This window comes from Streptomyces sp. H27-H1 (assembly GCF_026627445.1).
Taxonomy (GTDB): domain Bacteria; phylum Actinomycetota; class Actinomycetes; order Streptomycetales; family Streptomycetaceae; genus Streptomyces.
In genome coordinates, this window is the sequence record NZ_JAPNLJ010000004.1 from 13,927 (window position 1) to 30,500 (window position 16,574).

Genomic DNA, 16,574 nt, shown 5'->3' on the forward strand with positions numbered 1-16,574 from the left:
CTCACGCGTCCCCCTCCCTCGGCCCGTCGGGCCACTCACGCACCGGTTGCGGCCCTTGCCGCTCTTGGTCCCCCTGCTGCTGCGATGGCAACGCCTCGGCCGCCGCCCACTGGTAGCGCAGCACCGCCTGCTCGGCGGCCCGTAGATCGCACGGCGCACTCCACAGCATCCGCCGAGCCGTGTCGTACCGCTCCATCAGCAGCGGATCCTCCGCCATGCCGAGCCGGGCCACCTTCGCCTTGTAGGCGTCGAGCCGCCCGCGCAGCTCCGCCCGCACCGCCAGCGGCGCAGTCACCGCGGTCAACGATTCGCGGGCCCGCCGCAGTTCCTCACCGGCCCGCTCCTCCAACGACTCCAGCAGCGGCGACAGCCGGTGCCACTGGGCCTGGCGCCGGTACTCGGCCGCCGCCGAGAGCTGCTCCTGCAGCGCCGTCGGCGGTCCGCTCACCGCGGGAACCTCGGACGCCGCGATCTTCGCCAGCACCTCGCCGCGGGCCGTGCGCGCCTCCGCCAGGGTCCGGTCGGCCCGCGAGAGCACGTCCCGCAGACCGATCAGCCGCTGCTCGGCGTCCTGCCGGACGGCCAGCACCGCCTCGACCTCCCGGCGTACGTCCTCCAGCGCGAGCGCGGCCCGGTCGTAGCGCCCGGTGTCCGGACGGCCACCGCCCGGCGCGGAACTCCCGGCCACCGCGAACCAGAACGCCAGCGGGTCCTCGATCACCCGGGCCCGCAAGTCCGCCAACTCGGCCGTGATGGCCTCCAGGTCGTCCCCCGAGGGGTGTTCCCCCGGCCGGACCCCCACCGAGTGGGCGAGGGCGCGGGTGCGGTGCAGTTCGGCCGCCAGCAGGTCGATCCGGGCCGGGAGCGCCGACCAGACCGAGTCCGCGGCGACCACCACGTCCAGCGAGCCCGCGTACAGCTCGTTCATCCGGGCCACCAGTTCGGCGAGCGAGAACCGCTCCGCCAGCGGGACCCCCTCCACCGCGGCTCCGGAGATGAGCACCCCGGGCCCCCGCAGCCGGTCCGTCAGCTCGACCAGGTCCTCGCGGCTCGGCCAGCGCCGCCGCTCCCGGATCTGCCGGGCAGCGCCCAGCGCCCCGCTGTAGGCGTCGAAGTACCGCCACAGCCGGGTGATGGCCGTGTCGGCCTCGGCCCACCGCTCCTTGGTGACCCCGGTCAGACCGGCACCCTCCAGCAGCCGGCGGCCGGCGTGGTCCTGGAGCGCGAGCAGCGAGGTCTCGACGGCCTCGTGCTCCGCGCCCAGCCGTGCCAGGGCGCGGTCCACGCCGTCCCGGTCCATCACTGACGGCTGCGCGCCCACAGGATGTGCTTCCACCGACCCCGCCTCCGGTCTCGTGACATCTGGCTCAGAATCCGCCACCGGCCTCAGTCCCGGTACTTGGGAGCGGGCGGACCGGCCACGCCGGGCAGCACGGGCTCCAGATGGGCCCGGTAAGCCGACATCCACGGGCTCTCGGCGCCGCCCGCGCGGTAATCCTCCAGCACCTTGTTGACCCGGCGCACCAGGTCTCCGGCGTCCTTGTTCATGGCCACCCCGTAGAACTCCCTGGTGAACGGGGAGCCCACCAGCCGGACCGAGGGGTCCTGCGCGGCCTGGCCGGCGGCGAGGGCGTTGTCCGTGATGATGCCGTCCACCTCGCCCAACTGCAGCCGGACCAGGCAGTCGAGCTGGTTGGGCACGCTGACCGGGACGGAGCCGAAGGACTGGACGGCCAGTTCCGCCTCCGCCGTGGAGCCGGCCGCCGTGCAGATGCGGCGGCCCTTCAGCGAGGCGTCGTAGCCGGTGATCGCCGAACCCTTGGGGGCCAGCACCTGCTGCCCGGCCTCGAAGTACGCCGTCGAGAAGGCGACGTCCTCCAGCCGCTTGCAGTTGACCGTCATCGTCCGCACCACGATGTCGACGGTGCCGTCCTTGAGCGCGGGAATGCGCTGACTGGTCGGGACGGCCCGGTAGATGACCTTGCCGTCCTCGCCGAATATGTCCTTCGCTATGGCTTTGACCAGGGCGATGTCGAAGCCGTCGAGCTCACCGGCCGGGTTGCGGTAGCCCCATTTGAAGCTGTTCTGGTCCACACCCGCGACCAGGTGGCCCGCGGCGCGGATCCGCTGGATGGCCGAGCCGTCCAGCCCGTTGGGCCGCAGGCTCGCCTCCGGGTTCTCGCAGGTGTCGGCGGGCGCCAGCGGAGCGACGGCCATCCTGGCCGGCTCGCGCACCAGCGAGGAGCCCCCCGAGGAGCCCGGAGCCGCCTGGGCCAGTGGCAGCAGCACGGCCGCCGCCGTCAGCGCGCAGGCCAAGGCCATCGCACCGACCCCGCCCCAGCCGCGCAGCCGGCCGGTCAGCCGCCGCAGGCCCCGTACCTCCTGGATCTCCGCGGCGCCCTCGTGGCCATCGGCCGCCCAGGGCCCCCCGGCTGACGCCGCGGCCGTGCCGCCGCCTCCGGCCCAGGCTGCCCCCACGGCCGTCTTCCCGCGCTTCACCCGTCCCGGCATCGCTCTCACCTGTACTCCGAAAGCCTGCGCCCGACGCCGAGCAGGGCGGCCGCCGCACCGACGACCGCCAGGGCCGCCGTGCCTGTCACCAAACCGTCGAGCGCCCCGAGCCCGTCCCGCGCAGCCCGGGTGAACTCCCGCTGCTCGTGGACCACGGCCTGTTCCAGCGAGGCGTCCACCGTGTCGAAGGCGCTCCCCGTGGGCTCCTTGTGTTCCTTGTCCCCGATGACCTGCCCGACGGCGCCCTGGTAGTCGCCCGTCAGGTCCGTCTGCCGGGCCGCCGCGTGCAGTTCCCACCACCGCTTCACACCGTCCGCGGCGCGGGTCACCGGCTCCCGGCCCGCCTCGTCGTCGGCCAGTTTCGCCGCCGTCTTCAGGCCCGCGTCCAGGTCCTTCATCTCGCTCGAGAAGTCCACGTCGTACTTGTCGGACTTCTTGTCCTCGGCCAGTACGGCTCCGCGCGAGATCAGCGTCAGGTTCTCGCTGGCCCGCGCCTGGAGCGAGGCGATCCGCGCGTCATTGAGCACCTTGAGGGACTCCTGCCCGTCCGTGCGGGCCTCGCTCAGTTCCGACCGGGCGACCGTGTGCCCCGCGGCCAGCCACAGCAGCAGCACCAGCGAGGCGGCGGTCGCGGCGACGAGCCCGTGGTTGAGGACGCGGTTCGTCCGCAGGTAGTTGCGCCGCTGGGCCCAGCCCAGGGCGACGAGTGCGAGCAGACCCGCCCCGAACGCGGCCAGGGGCAGCGCGCGGGCGTCGTCGTAGTCCGTGTAGAGCCGCCCGGTCTCCGCCTCGTAGAGCCGCTGCGCGGCGGGCAGCAGCTGGGTGCTCATCTGCTCGTTCGCGTACCGGAGGTATGCGCCGCCGAGCGGCAGGCCCTGCTTGTTGGTGGCCCGGGCCTGTTCGATGAGGCCGGTATAGCGGGGCAGCTGCTCGCTCAGCAAGGTGATCTGCTTGCGGGAGTCCTCGCCGGCCGTGGTGCTGGCCGCCGCGTTCACCAGCAGCCGGGACGCGTTGGCTATGTCCTTCTCGTACCGGCTGCGGACCTCGCGGGGCTCTTCGCCGCCCGCGAGGAAACCACTGGACGAGGCGGTGTCGGCGTCCGCGAGCGAACGGTAGATGTTCGCCGCGTCGGCGCTCAGCGGCTGGCTGCGGCCCACGACGTCGTCGGCCGCGTCGACCCGGCCCGAGATCTCCCAGACGGCCACGGCGCCGAACAGCAGGACCAGCGCGGCCAGGGCCGCGCCGATGATCCGCAGCCGGCCGGGCTCGGTGGTGGCCGCCGCGCGCAGCCGCTCCACACCCTCGGCCCAGGCGGTGCCCCGTCGGGGCAGCGCGTCGGGCGGCGGCGCAGGCGGCCCGGAGGGCGCCTGGACGCCGCCGGGCGCGGGCGCGCGTGATGTGATGGCCACCCTGACCTCCCCCTCGGTCCTTCGTGCTTCGCAGCAGTATGGCCTTAGTGGCGGTGGACCACAGCACCCGGTGCTGGATCAGGCACGATCCGCCCCGATCCGTCCCCCCGGTCCTGTCCCGGCAGGTCGCTCCCCGCCCGGTCCCGAACCGTCTGCGGCCCGTACCGGGCCGCTCCGCGATCTACGCCCCGTCCGCCGCGGCCCGTCCGCTCCGCCACCCCTTGACCGTCAGTACGCCCCACGGGCCGCGATGGTTCCGGCGGGGGCCCCGGTTCACCCGAAATGGGCACGCAGCTTCTCGTAGGCCTCGGGGCCGGCCCCCAGCGCGTCCAGGCCCAGCAGGCCGGCGCCCAGCACCGGCGGGGCCGTCACCACCGAGACCCGGGCGTACGGGGCCCGTTCGGCCAGCAGGGCCTCCACCCGCCCGTTCAGCAGCGGATGCCGGGCGGCCAGCACGCTGCCGCCCAGCAGGACGGGCGCCTCCTCGGTCAGCAGCCCGAGCCGCTCCAGCGCCACCGAGGCCAGCGCCACCACCTCCTCGGCCTGCCGCTCGACGAGGGCCGCGGCGGCCGGATCACCGGCGGCGGCCACCGCGAACAGCACCGGCACCACCTCGTGCATCCGGACGGGCTCTATGGCGCCCAGGTGCACCGCCTCGATCAGCGCGTACATGGACCCCAGCCCGAAGTGGCCCGGCAGGGCCGCCGCGAGCTCGGTGGGGCCGCCGCGGCCGTCCTCGGCGCGCGCCGCCCACCACATGGCCTCGGCGGCCAGTCCGCCACCGCCGCCCCAGTCGCCGGAGAGCTGCCCGATCGCCGGGAACCGGGCCGTACGCCCGTCGGGCAGCATCCCCACGCAGTTGATGCCCGCCCCGCACACCACCGCGACCCCGCGCGGCCCCCCGGCGGCCTCGCCGAGTCCGGCGCGCAGGATCGCGAAGGTGTCGTTGCGGACCTCGGTGGACGTGCCCCAGCCGCGCGCGCCGATGGCCTGTGCGAGCCCGAGCTCCTCCACCGGAAGGTCCGCGTTGGCCAGACAGGCCGACACGTGGACGGCGTACGGGGCTCCGGCCGCGGCCCCCTCCGGTCCGGCGGCCCCGACCGCCTCGGTGACGGCCTGCCCGAGGACGTCCACCGCCGCCTCGACCCCGACGCGCGGGGGCTGGAAGCCGCCCGCGCGCCCGGTGCCGAGGACGCGCCCGTCCGCGGCGATCAGCGCCACGTCCGTCTTGCTGTTGCCCGCGTCGACGGCGAGGACGGCCGCTTGCGGCGGAAGGGGCCGGCTCACGCCCATGCCAGGTGCTCCTTGTTGTGCGCCAGCAGCCGGTCCGTCAGGCCCTCGGCGAGCTCGAACTGGCCGACCAGCGGGTGCGCCAGCAGCGCCTTGAAGACCCGCTCGCGGCCACCCCGCAGTGCCGCGTCCAGCGCGAGGTCCTCGTACGCCGTGACGTTGGCGATGAGCCCCGCGTACAGCGGGTCCAGCCGGGGTACGGCCAGCGGGGTCGGTCCGGAGCGGTCCACCCGGGCCTGCACCTCGATGACCGCGTCGTCCGGGAGGAAGGGCAGGGTGCCGTTGTTCAGCGTGTTGACCACCTGCAGGGCGCTCCCGCCGTCACCCAGCAGGGCCGCGGCCAGGTCCACCGCCGCCTCCGAGTAGAAGGCGCCGCCCCGCTTGGCGAGCAGTTCCGGCTTCTCGTCCAGCGCGGGATCCCCGTACAGGCCGAGCAGTTCCTTCTCCATCGCGGCGACCTCGGCGGCCCGCGAGGGCTTGGTCCCGAGCTCCCGGACCACCTCGTCGTGCGCGTAGAAGTAGCGCAGGTAGTACGAGGGGACCACCCCGAGCCGGTCCAGCACCCGACGCGGCAGGCGCAGGTCTCCGGCGATGGCGTCGCCGTGCTGCGCGATCAGCTGCGGCAGCAGGTTCTCGCCCTCCGGCCCGCCCTTGCGGACCCCCAGCTCCCAGGTGAGGTGGTTGAGGCCCACGTGGTCGAGGTAGATGTCGGCGGGCGTCAGGTCCAGCATCGCGGCGAACCTGCGCTGGAAGCCGATGGCCACGTTGCACAGCCCGACCGTCTTGTGCCCGGCCTGGAGCAGGGCGCGGGTGACGATCCCGACCGGGTTGGTGAAGTCGATGATCCACGCGTCGGGGTTGGAGCGCCGGACCCGCTCGGCGATGTCGAGGACCACCGGGACCGTGCGCAGCGCCTTGGCGAGCCCGCCCGCGCCGGTGGTCTCCTGGCCCACGCAGCCGCACTCCAGCGGCCAGGTCTCGTCCTGGAGCCGGGCCGCCTGCCCGCCGATGCGCAGTTGCAGCAGCACCGCGTCCGCGTCGGCGACGCCCGCGTCGAGGTCGGAGGTGGTGGTGATCAGGCCCGGGTGCCCCTGCTTGGCGAATATCCGCCGGGCCAGACCACCGATCAGCTCCAGCCGCTCGGCGGCCGGGTCGATCAGCACCAGCTCGCTGATGGGCAGGGTGTCGCGCAGCCGCGCGAACCCGTCGATCAGTTCGGGGGTGTAGGTGGAACCGCCGCCGACTACTGCGAGTTTCATGGACACTAGCCTTTCACTCCGGTAAGGGTGACGCCCTCGACGAATGCCTTCTGGGCGAAGAAGAAGAGGACGATCACCGGGGCCATGACCAGCACGGTTGCCGCCATGGTCAGGTTCCAGTTGGTGTGGTGGGCGCCCTTGAAGGACTCCAGTCCGTAACTGAGGGTCCAGGCGGCCGGGTTGTCGGACGCGTAGATCTGCGGGCCGAAGTAGTCGTTCCAGGCGGCGAAGAACTGGAACAGGGCCACGGCTGCGATCCCGGGCTTCGCCATGGGCAGGACCACCCGGAGCAGGGTGCGCAGTTCGCCGCAGCCGTCGACCTTCGCCGCGTCGAGGTACTCGTTCGGGATGGTCAGCAGGAACTGGCGCAGCAGGAAGATGGAGAAGGCGTCGCCGAAGGCCATCGGGATGATCAGTGGCCACAGGGTGCCGGACAGGTCCAGCTGCTTGGCCCAGAACAGGTACATCGGGATGACGACCACCTGGGGCGGCAGCATCATCATGGCGATCACCAGCAGCAGCGACAGCCGCCGGCCGCGGAAGCGGAACTTGGCGAGCGCGTAGGCGACGGGCACCGAGGAGACCACGGTCAGCAGGGTGCCGAGGCCCGCGTACAGCAGGGTGTTGCGCCACCAGGTCAGGAAGCCGGGGGTGTCCCACACCTTCGCGTAGTTGTCCCACTCCCAGCTGTGCGGCCACAGGTCGCGGGTCAGCGCCTGCTGGTCGCTCATCACCGAGGTGAGGAAGAGGAACACGAAGGGGAGGATGAAGAAGAGTGCCGCCGCGACGCCGAGGGAGTGCACGGCGACCCAGTGCAGGGCGGCCTGGCGGCGCGCGGTGCGCACGGCCTGTGCGGAGTCCGCCGTACCGGATGCGGCCGGACGCGGGGTCCGCCGCGTGCCGGGGGTGAGGGTCTGGCTCATGTCCTCAGTCACCTGCCTCGATCAGGCCGCCGCGCCGCCGCATGAGCAGCGCGGTGAAGGCCATGGAGAGGGCGAACAGCACCAGGGCGACCACGCAGGCGGTGCCGTAGTCGAAGCGCTGGAAGCCGACGTTGTAGATGACCTGGGGCAGGGTCAGCGTGGACTTGTCGGGGTACCCGGGCTCGGACTGCTGGCCCGAGCCGCCCATCACGCCGGACGCCACCTTCCCCGCCACCAGGGGCTGTGTGTAGAACTGCATCGCCTGGATGACCCCGGTGACCACCGCGAACAGGATGATCGGCGAGATGTTCGGCAGGGTGATGTGGCGGAAACGCGCCGGCGCTCCGGCGCCGTCCAGCTCGGCGGCCTCGTACTGCTCGCGCGGTACGTCGAGCAGCGCGGCCATGAAGATGACCATCAGGTCGCCCACCCCCCACACGGCGAGTGCGGTCAGCGCCGGCTTGGACCAGGCGGGGTCCGTGAACCAGCCGGGCGTGGGCAGTCCGACGGCGTCCAGCAGGGTGTTCACCGGGCCGGTGCCCGGGTTGAGCAGAAACACGAAGGCCAGGGTCGCGGCCACCGGAGGAGCCAGGTAGGGCAGGTAGAACAGGGTGCGGAAGATGCCCGTACCCATCTTGATCTTCGTGATGAGCAGACCGATGCCGAGCCCGAAGGCGACCCGGCAGGCGACCATGACCACGACCAGCCACAGGGTGTTGCGCATGGCCGGCCAGAACATCGGGAGGTCGGAGAAGACGTAGGTCCAGTTGTCCAGCCCGTTGAAGACGGGCGGGCGGAAGCCGTCGTACTTGGTGAAGGAGAAGTAGACGGTGGAGACGAGCGGGTAGGCGAAGAAGACGCCGAACCCGATCAGCCAGGGCGACATGAAGGCCGCCGTGCGCAGCGCGGACTTGCGGCGCCTGGTGCGCAGCTCGGGGGAGAGGGTGCCGGCCATCGGACTACTTCGCCTTCGCGATGTCCGTGTCGATCTGCTGGTCGGTCTTGGCGAGACCGGCCGCGATGTCCGCCACGTCGCCCTTTTCGACCGAGTACGCGAAGTCCGTGAAGGTCAACTGGTAGGTGCCGCCGTCCACCTGCGCCGGGGTGGTGGTCGACTTCGGGTGCTTGGCGATGTCGATGAACGTCTTGAACTCCGGGCTCACCTGGAGCCCCGGGGAGTCCAGGGCGGCCAGCGTGGACGGCACGTTGTGGATGGCGTTGGCGAACTCCACGACCGCGTCGGTGTCGGTCGTCATGTACTTCGTCAGCTCCCAGGCGACGTTCTGCTTCTTGCTGCCCGAGGCGATGCCCATGATCGTGCCGGAGAGGTAGCCCTTGCCGTAGTCGGCGAGCTGGTCGTCGGGGACGGGCATCGGCGCGGTGGCGATCTCGAACTTCACCCCGGCCTCCTTCGCCATGGAGGCCCGCCACTCGCCGTCGATCTGCATCGCCACCAGGCCCTGGTGGAAGGGGTGCTCAGCGCTCCACTCGTCGCCGAAGGTGGTGCGGAACTTCTCCAGCTTCTCGTACCCGCCGAGCTTGGCGACCAGGTCCTTCTGCGCCGTCAGCATCTTCGTGAAGGCGGGGTCCTTGGCCAGGTTGGACTTGCCGGCGGCGTCGAAGTACGTCGGGCTCCACATGGCGGCCAGGCGCTGGGGGGCGGTCTCGTAGCCGTGATAGGTGGGCATGATGCCGAGCTGCTCGTACGAATCGCCCTTGGGCTTCGTCAGCGCCTGCGCGGCGGCCTCGAACTGGCTCCAGGTCTTGGGTGCTTCGGTGATCCCGGCGGCATCGAAGGCGGTCTTGTTGTAGACGAGGCCGTACGCGTCGTTCAGCAGCGGCAGGGTGCACTGGTTGCCGTTGAACTGGGTGTACTGCATCAGGGTCTTGGGGAAGACCTTCTCCTTCTCGATCCCGGACTTCTTCAGGAAGGGGTTCAGGTCCGCGAAGGCGCCGGTGTTGCAGAACTTGCCGACGCTGTCGGTGGTGAAGGAGGCGACCACGTCGGGGGCCTTGTCCCCGCCGGCCCGCAGCGCCTGGTTGATCTTGTCGTCCGTCATGTTGCCCGTGACGTTCACCTTGATGTGCGGGTGCGCCTTCTGGAACCGGGCGATGTTGTCCTCGATGGCCTTGATCTCACTGGGGGCGGACCAGCCGTGCCAGAAGTTGAGGGTGACGTCCTTGTTCGGGTCGTCGGAGGCCGTGTTGGAGGTGGAGCCCGCACACGCGGTGGCGAGTACGGATATCGCGGCGACGACGGTGGCGGCGAGGGTCAGGCGACGGATTCCGGGCATGGCGGAGTCACTCTCTGCGCGGGGGGACTTCCTGGAGGGGTGGTGCGGGTGGGGTGTACGGGGCTGCGTGCGCCGGGGGGCGCGTGTGGGGCGGGCGCTAGGTGCGGTGCGGGCCGTGCGGGGAGGCGCACGGCGGTTCGGGGTGGTGCGGGGCGGGGTGGTGCGGTTCAGCGGCGCGAGGTGTCGAAGACCTCGTCGCGGGTCGCGGCGAGGGCACTCTCCAATGCCCCGCGCAGTACCGGCCTTTCCCGTACCTCGCCGGTCACCAGCAGGGGCCGGGACGGGGCGAGGTCGGCGATTTCGGCTTCGAGGAGTTCGCGCAGCGGTTCCCCGCCCGCGATGGTCAGTGCGCCGGAGAGGATCACGATCTCCGGGTCCAGCACGGCGACCAGCGAGGCGAGTCCGGTGGCGAGGCCGGTGGCGTACTCCCGCAGGAGTTCCAGATTGGCCCCCTCGGGTGCGGCGGCGGCCTGGGCGAGCAGCGCGGCGGCCGCTTCGACCGCAGCCCCGGACTCGGCCCCGTGCACGGCCCCGTGCACCGAGCCGCCCCCGGCCGCGGCGGCCGGGGGTGCTTCGACGCCGAGCCGGGCCGCCATCGCGGGCAGCACCTGCACGCCGGCCAGCTCCTGGTAGCCGCCGGAGTTGACCCGGGTGACCTGGCGGACGAGCGGGTGCCCGGCGACCGGCAGGAAGCCGATCTCCCCGGCGCCGCCGGTCCACCCGCGGTGCAGCCGGCCGCCGAGCACGAGGGCGGCCCCGAGGCCCTCCTCGTTCCACAGCAGGACGAAGTCCTCGTGGCCGCGGGCGGCTCCGAGCCGCTGTTCGGCGACGGCGGCGAGGTTCACGTCGTTCTCGTACTCGACCGGCATCGGCAGGGCCGCGGCGAGCTCGTCGAGGAGCGTGGGGGACTGCCAGCCCTCCAGGTGGTCGGCGTAGCGCAGCACCCCGGTGCGGGGGTCGAAGGAGCCGGGGGTCGCGATGACCAGCCGGTGGATGTCGGCGAGGTGCAGCCCGGCGTCCTTGACGGCCTCGCCGAGGGCGCGGGTGACCTGCTCGACCGGCCCGGTGCCCTCCGCGTAGGGGAGCTCGTGGCTGCCGGTCACCTCACCGGTGAGGTCGGCGACGGAGGCGAGGATCCGGCCCGGCGTGACGTCGAGTCCGGCGACGTACGCGGCCCGCGCGTTGACGGCGTAGAGCTGCGCGTTGGGGCCGGGGCGGCCGGTGGCGGTGCCGGTGGCGACGACGAGCCCGGCGGCCTCCAGGCGGGCCAGCAGCTGGGAGGCGGTGGGCTTCGAGAGGCCGGTGAGATGCCCGATCCGGGTCCGGGACAGCGGACCGTGCGTCAGCAGGAGCTCGAGCGCGGCCCGGTCGTTCAGGGCGCGCAACAGGCTGGGCGTACCGGGGGTGGCGGGCATGGGGTTGCTTCTCCCTCACCGAGGTGAACTGTTAGGTAAGTTTCCTATTGGTGGGTCGCTCGTGTCAATGCCGAGTCAGGGCCCAGTCAGGGCCCATGCCGGCGCCGTGCTCCCACCGTTTTCTCCCCATGGTCTCCCCACGGGCCCTGCACCCCGGCATGCGGCTGCCCCCGCAGGTCGGACCTGCGGGGGCAGCGGCGTACGGATGGGGCGGGTGTTACTTGCTGATGCGCGGTCCCGAGCCCGAGCCCGATCCCGAGGAGCCGCCCACGGCCGGCGCCGGGATGGGCGTGGTGGCCAGGGACTGCGGCGAGGCCGGGTTCGCCATCGCCGACGGCGCGGCGACGGAGGCCGACGGATCGGCCGGGTCCTCGTCCTCGTCGGCCGCCGGCAGGCCCCCGACGATCCCGATACCCGCGGCGTCGAAGGCGTCCTTGATGCGCCAGCGCAGCTCGCGCTCCACGGTGAACTGCTGGCCCGGCATCGTCTTCGCCGACACCTTCACCGTCATGGAGGCCAGCAGCACCTCGTCCAGGCCCAGTACCTCCACCGGACCCCACAGCCGCTCGTCCCACGGGGACTCCTTGGCCATGGTGTCGGCGATCTCCTGGATGACCTCTCGGATGCGCGAAAGGCTCTCGGTCGGCTTGACCTGCACGGCCACGGCGGCGGTGGCCCAGCCCTGGCTGAGGTTGCCGATCCGCTTGATCTCGCCGTTGCGGACGTACCAGATCTCCCCGTTGTCACCGCGCAGCTTGGTGACGCGCAGACCCACCTCGACGACCTCGCCCGAGGCCACCCCGGCGTCGATCTTGTCGCCGACCCCGTACTGGTCCTCGAGGATCATGAACACGCCGGAGAGGAAGTCCGTGACCAGGTTCCGGGCGCCGAAACCGATCGCCACACCGGCGACACCGGCGCTCGCCAGCAGCGGCCCCAGATTGATGTCGAGCGCGCCGAGCACCATCAGGCCCGCCGTGCCGAGGATCAGGAACGAGGCCACCGAACGCAGCACCGAACCGATGGCCTCGGACCGCTGGCGGCGCCGCTCGGCGTTGACCAGCAGCCCGCCCAGGGCCGTGCCCTCGACGGCCTCGGCACCGCGGTTCATCCGGGTGATCAGCTTCGTCAGCGATTTGCGGACCACCGAGCGCAGGGCGAAGGCGATGACCAGGATGAGGAGGATCCGCAGGCCCAGGTAAAGCCATCCGGCCCAGTTCTCCTCGATGAAACTGGCGGCGTTCGTCACGTTCTCGTGCGTATCTCTGATCGTTTGGGACGCGTCCGGGGTGTCGGCTGCGAGGGGGAGCAGGGCGGCAGGCCTGGGCACGGCGGAAACCTCCACATGTAGCGTCCTGCCCGCGAAAGGGTGCGAGCGAGCAGACCATCCACCCTAACGGGGCACTTGCCCGAGCTTGTTGCCCTGTTCGAGGGAGAGACCAGACTCACGCGGGAATGAAGCGTGTGGTTGAAAACACCTCGGACCCGTTACGGGCGCGTGGTGGCGCTTCGACCAGCCGTAAGGGGAGACTGGAAGGCAGATCGTCCCGGCGCGAGCCACGCGCCGCCGACGTACAAGGAGGCAGTCCGTGCCGCACGTCCTGGTCCTCAACGCGTCGTACGAGCCCCTTGGCGTCGTACCGCTCCGTCGAGCGCTCGTCCTCGTCCTGGAGAACAAAGCGGTCTCCCTGGAAGAGTCCGGCGCCTTTCTGCACAGCGCGACAAGGGCCCTCCCCGCGCCCAGCGTGGTTCGGCTCAAGCGCTTCGTGCGGGTCCCCTACCGGGGGCCCGTTCCGCTCACCCGGCGCGCGCTGTTCGCCCGGGACGGCGGTCGCTGCATGTACTGCGGGGCCGTCGCCACCAGTGTCGACCACGTCGTCCCGCGCAGCCGGGGCGGGCAGCACGCCTGGGACAACGTCGTCGCCGCGTGCCGTCGCTGCAACCACGTCAAGGCAGACCGGCACCTCGTCGACCTCGGCTGGCGGCTGCGGCACCAGCCGGCCCCGCCGTCCGGGCTGGCCTGGCGGATCATCGGGACGGGGCACCGGGATCCGTGCTGGATGCCGTACCTCCAGCCGTACGGGGCGGAAGACGCGCTGGACCGCATCGGGGTACCGGTCGCGGTAGCGGCCGCGTCGTAGCCGGTCCGGCTCCCGGGCGCTGCCCGGCCCCGGTCCGCGAACTCACCCAGCTACCGCTGGGAGGGGCCCCCGGGGCCGGGCTGTACTGCTCCTGGGGCTCCGCCCCGGACCCCGCGCCTCAGTCGTCGGCGAGGCTTGGTCTGGCCGGCGCCCCAGGCAGCGGTGCCGCGCGGGGCGACGGGTCCGGGGCGGAACTCCGGGGAGCGGGGAAGGGCGGGGAGGGACCTGCCCCCGCAGGGTCAAGGGGCCACCGCGAAGGCTTCCGCCGAGAGCAGGCTGCAGCCGTAGCGGGTGGCCCGGGCCTCGCAGGTGACCCGGACGAAGCGGGACGGGGCCGCCGGCAGGTCCAAGTGGACCGCGTCCGGCCCGCCACGCGAGGCGACCGTCGCAGACGGATGCCAGGTGACACCGTCCGAAGAGGTCTCCACCCGGAACCGGGAGGGGTACGCCTCCTGCCACCGCAGGTTCAGCAGCCCGATCCGCGCCGGAGCCCGCAGCTCCGCCTGCCACCAGGCCCCGTCGACGGCGGGCGAGGACCAGCGGGTGGCCGGGGAATCGTCCAGCGCCCCCGAAGCGGGGAAGGCCGGGGTCTCGTCGGCCGAGGAGGAGGCCACGGCGGAGCGCAGCAGGTTCGGGCCGGCCGTGCGCGGGTGGGCGCGGACCTTCAGGATGCGGGTCTCGGTCCCGAAGGCGACCGGGACCTCGTAGGTGCCCGGCGCCGTGCCCGCGGCCACCGAGACCTCCACCGGGACGGTCGCCGTCGTACCGCGCGGGACCGCGGCCGTCTGCGGCAGCCGTACCGAGACGCCCGCCGGCGGCTTCGCCGACAGGGGCCCGCGCACCTCTTCGGGACGCAGCGCCGACAGTTCCGCCGGGACCCGCTGCGCGGCTCCGCCGATCTCCGCGTCCACGGATCGAGGCAGCTCGAAGCGGGCCTCCGGGCCGTCCTGCGTCCACGGGACCACGCTGTGCACGGCCGGAGCCGGGCCCGACCAGACGAGCCGGACCGCGTCGGCCCGTAGGCCGCCCACGTCCGCCTGGGTCCAGCCCGACGCCGCCGCTTCCGCGACCTTGCGCCAGCCCTCTCCCGGTACGTGGGCCTCCACCACCGCGCCCCGGCTGCCGGGCGGCAGCGGGTCGGTCATCACGGTCACCACCGACACCGGTCGGGCACCGGACAGCTCGACCGTCCACGCGTCGGCCCGCCGGGTCACCGTGCCCGGCGCGCGGGCCGCGCCGGTCCACGCGTCGGCCTCGGCGGCGGCCCGCGCCAGGAAGGGGTCCAGCACCGCCTTGTCGACCCGGGCGGGATCCGCCGCGGACAGCGCCTCGCGGGCGGTGGAGAGGGCCTGCGAGGACCGCCAGGCCGCCGCCCCGTCGCCGCGGGCCTGCGCCTGGAGGACGTCGAGGGCCAGTTCCCCGGCGGCCCCGTAGCGCGCGAGGCGGGACAGCCAGGGCCCCGCCTCATCGGCGAGCGCTGGCAGCCGGTCGGGGGCCTCGCGCAGCACGCGGAAGGCGGCCCGCAGCCGGTCGCCGGCCGCCGGGTCGCCGGCGCCCCGGGCCCGCCAGAACTCCTCGGCCAGCGGGGCCAGGTACGCGGACTCGGGCTGGGCGAGGCCGGAGGAGGCGCTGTTCCCGGCCAGCGCGGCCAGTGCCTCGCGGGCCTCGGGATCGGGTCCGGCGAGGGAGACCACGGCCGCCGCCCAGGAGTCGGCGGCCCGGTAGCCGCGCGGGTTCCACGTGAAGTCCGCCGCCGTGAACAGCGGGATGCGCGACAGAGTGCCCTGGGGCATCGCGTTGGCCAGTACGGCCGCCGAACCGCCCGCCACCACCGGGTCGCGTCCCGCGTACGGGCCGAGGAAGATCCGGCCCGGATCCCAGTCGTTGACGGGATAGTTGTCCATGGTGACCAGCGGATGCTGCCCGAGTGCGGAGCGCGCCCCGGCCACCTCCTGCCCGGTGATCGTGCGCGGCACCACGCCGACGCCCGTCCACGCGACCTCCACCCGGTCGTCCAGGGCCCCGGCCAGCGCGGTCCGGTAGGGCGTCGAACCCTCCTGGTAGTACTCCGTCGGCAGCAGCGACAGTGCGGGCGCCCCCGGATAGCGCCGGGCCAGGTGCGCGGCGAGTTCGCCCGCGACCTCCGCGTGCGCCTTCGCGGCCGCCGCCGGGCCCTTGCCGTACCGTTGCCGGTCGGCCCGGCAGCCCCACTCGGTGTAGCTGACGTCCTGGAACTGCACCTGGAACGCCCGGAACCCGAGGTCCCACATCGCGTCCACCTTGCGGGCGAGCGCCGCCCGGTCGGCCGAGGAGGCCAGGCACATCGACTGCCCGGGGGCCACCGCCCAGGCGAGCACCACCTTGGCGGCGCGCGCCCGGCCGGCCAGCTCCCGCAGTTCGGCCGCCCGCGGCGCCGGGTAGTCGCGGCGCCAGTCCGTGGTCCGGTAGGGGTCGTCGCCGGGCGCGAGCAGCAGCCGGTTCAGCTTGGTGCGGCCCATGAACTCCACCTGCGCGAGCCGCTGGGCGGCCGTCCACGGAGTCCCGTAGAACCCCTCCGTGATCCCGCGCACCGGCGCGGACGGCCAGTCCCGTACGAGGACCCCGGGCACCTTCCCGCCGCCCTGGGCCAGCAGCTGACGCAGCGTCTGGGCCGCGTGGAACAGCCCGTCGTCGCCGACGCCGGCCAGCGCGACCGTGTCCCGTCCCTCGGCGCGGCCCACCGCCAGCCGGTAGCCGCCGGCCGGCAGATCGCCGGCCCCGTCCGCGCCCAGGGCCCGCAGCGCCCGCTCCGTGTCCCCGTCGTACTGCCCCTGGAGCCGTACGACGGGGACCGCCTCGGGCAGCGGCTCCCCGTCGGCCCGCTCGTGCAGGGTCCGTACGCCCGCCCCGTGCAGGGCCTCGCGGACGACCTGGGCGGCGTACGGGTCCACGTCCGCGGGCCGTACGAGTACGGCCTCGGCGCCCAGTGGCACCGCGCGCGCGGGGTCGGCGGCCATCGACTGTGGCCGGGGCCACACCGCGGGCCCGTCGGCGGCGGCCCGCGCCGGATCGGAGCCGGGGCCCGGCACGGGGGCGGGTACGGGACCGGGCGCGGGGTCCGACGGCGCGCCGGGAGCCGCGGGCGCGCCGGGAACAGCAGGGGCCCCCGGTGCGGCGGGCGCACCCGGCAGGGCCGGCGCCGCGAAGGCGGCGGGTGGGCACACGACCGCCGAGCCGCCCAGCAGGCTCCCGATGACGGCGACCGCCGCGGCCGTGGCCCGCTTCCTGCCCCTGGTCTGCACGGAGCCACCCCGTCCCGAGTCGTCCCCCGCTCGTACGAATGAGCCAGAGCC

12 protein-coding genes are annotated in these 16,574 nt (G+C 73.3%); 1 reads left to right on the top strand and 11 read right to left on the bottom strand.

Features of this window, described 5'->3' with window-relative positions:
* Position 1: 1 nt before the first annotated feature.
* The 10 genes from OTB20_RS04935 to OTB20_RS04980 all read right to left on the bottom strand — a co-directional run bounded on the left by OTB20_RS04935 (position 2) and on the right by OTB20_RS04980 (position 12,431).
* The gene (locus OTB20_RS04935) at positions 2–1,300 is read right to left on the bottom strand and encodes a hypothetical protein (protein WP_267815590.1); all 1,299 of its coding nucleotides are present in this window, start codon (positions 1,298–1,300) and stop codon (positions 2–4) included.
* 86 nt (positions 1,301–1,386) lie between these two features.
* Complete coding sequence (locus OTB20_RS04940; protein ID WP_267815591.1) at positions 1,387–2,322, bottom strand: glutamate ABC transporter substrate-binding protein; 936 nt, start codon at positions 2,320–2,322, stop codon at positions 1,387–1,389.
* A gap of 194 nt (positions 2,323–2,516) precedes the next feature.
* Positions 2,517–3,920 carry a hypothetical protein gene (locus tag OTB20_RS04945; protein WP_420716328.1) on the bottom strand — a complete coding sequence of 468 codons (1,404 nt, stop codon included), beginning with the start codon at positions 3,918–3,920 and terminating at the stop codon, positions 2,517–2,519.
* 273 nt (positions 3,921–4,193) lie between these two features.
* Positions 4,194–5,213 (bottom strand): N-acetylglucosamine kinase, encoded by a 1,020-nt coding sequence (locus OTB20_RS04950; protein WP_267815383.1) that lies wholly within the window; start codon positions 5,211–5,213, stop codon positions 4,194–4,196.
* Complete coding sequence (locus OTB20_RS04955; RefSeq protein WP_267815384.1) at positions 5,204–6,469, bottom strand: 6-phospho-beta-glucosidase; 1,266 nt, start codon at positions 6,467–6,469, stop codon at positions 5,204–5,206. Before OTB20_RS04955 ends, OTB20_RS04950 begins: the two co-directional genes overlap by 10 nt.
* A gap of 5 nt (positions 6,470–6,474) precedes the next feature.
* A complete protein-coding gene (locus OTB20_RS04960) occupies positions 6,475–7,392 on the bottom strand; it encodes a carbohydrate ABC transporter permease (protein WP_267815385.1) in 918 nt (305 codons plus the stop codon).
* 4 nt (positions 7,393–7,396) lie between these two features.
* Positions 7,397–8,347, bottom strand: coding sequence for a carbohydrate ABC transporter permease (locus OTB20_RS04965; RefSeq protein ID WP_267815386.1), 951 nt, complete (start codon positions 8,345–8,347; stop codon positions 7,397–7,399).
* Positions 8,348–8,351: 4 nt separating this feature from the next.
* The gene (locus tag OTB20_RS04970) at positions 8,352–9,686 is read right to left on the bottom strand and encodes an extracellular solute-binding protein (protein WP_267815387.1); all 1,335 of its coding nucleotides are present in this window, start codon (positions 9,684–9,686) and stop codon (positions 8,352–8,354) included.
* 167 nt (positions 9,687–9,853) lie between these two features.
* Positions 9,854–11,101: an ROK family transcriptional regulator gene (locus tag OTB20_RS04975; RefSeq protein ID WP_267815388.1), complete on the bottom strand. Its 1,248-nt coding sequence runs from the start codon at positions 11,099–11,101 to the stop codon at positions 9,854–9,856.
* Between the two features lie 217 nt (positions 11,102–11,318).
* Positions 11,319–12,431 (bottom strand): mechanosensitive ion channel family protein, encoded by a 1,113-nt coding sequence (locus OTB20_RS04980; protein ID WP_420716329.1) that lies wholly within the window; start codon positions 12,429–12,431, stop codon positions 11,319–11,321.
* 259 nt (positions 12,432–12,690) lie between these two features.
* Between OTB20_RS04980 and OTB20_RS04985 the strand changes: the two genes are divergently transcribed.
* The gene (locus OTB20_RS04985; RefSeq protein WP_267815389.1) at positions 12,691–13,242 is read left to right on the top strand and encodes an HNH endonuclease; all 552 of its coding nucleotides are present in this window, start codon (positions 12,691–12,693) and stop codon (positions 13,240–13,242) included.
* Between the two features lie 239 nt (positions 13,243–13,481).
* On the opposite strand, the gene OTB20_RS04990 is transcribed toward OTB20_RS04985, so the two are convergent.
* Positions 13,482–16,523: a beta-N-acetylglucosaminidase domain-containing protein gene (locus OTB20_RS04990; protein ID WP_267815390.1), complete on the bottom strand. Its 3,042-nt coding sequence runs from the start codon at positions 16,521–16,523 to the stop codon at positions 13,482–13,484.
* Between the last annotated feature and the right edge of the window lie 51 nt (positions 16,524–16,574).

What these genes read in the sequence shown, in the direction of transcription:
- OTB20_RS04940 (WP_267815591.1), bottom strand. Translation starts at nt 2,322, where the DNA reads ATGGCCTTGGCCTGCGCGCTGACGGCGGCGGCCGTGCTGCTGCCACTG.
- OTB20_RS04965 (WP_267815386.1), bottom strand. Translation starts at nt 8,347, where the DNA reads ATGGCCGGCACCCTCTCCCCCGAGCTGCGCACCAGGCGCCGCAAGTCC.
- OTB20_RS04955 (WP_267815384.1), bottom strand. Translation starts at nt 6,469, where the DNA reads ATGAAACTCGCAGTAGTCGGCGGCGGTTCCACCTACACCCCCGAACTG.
- OTB20_RS04935 (WP_267815590.1), bottom strand. Translation starts at nt 1,300, where the DNA reads ATGGACCGGGACGGCGTGGACCGCGCCCTGGCACGGCTGGGCGCGGAG.
- OTB20_RS04970 (WP_267815387.1), bottom strand. Translation starts at nt 9,686, where the DNA reads ATGCCCGGAATCCGTCGCCTGACCCTCGCCGCCACCGTCGTCGCCGCG.
- OTB20_RS04960 (WP_267815385.1), bottom strand. Translation starts at nt 7,392, where the DNA reads ATGAGCCAGACCCTCACCCCCGGCACGCGGCGGACCCCGCGTCCGGCC.
- OTB20_RS04950 (WP_267815383.1), bottom strand. Translation starts at nt 5,213, where the DNA reads ATGGGCGTGAGCCGGCCCCTTCCGCCGCAAGCGGCCGTCCTCGCCGTC.
- OTB20_RS04975 (WP_267815388.1), bottom strand. Translation starts at nt 11,101, where the DNA reads ATGCCCGCCACCCCCGGTACGCCCAGCCTGTTGCGCGCCCTGAACGAC.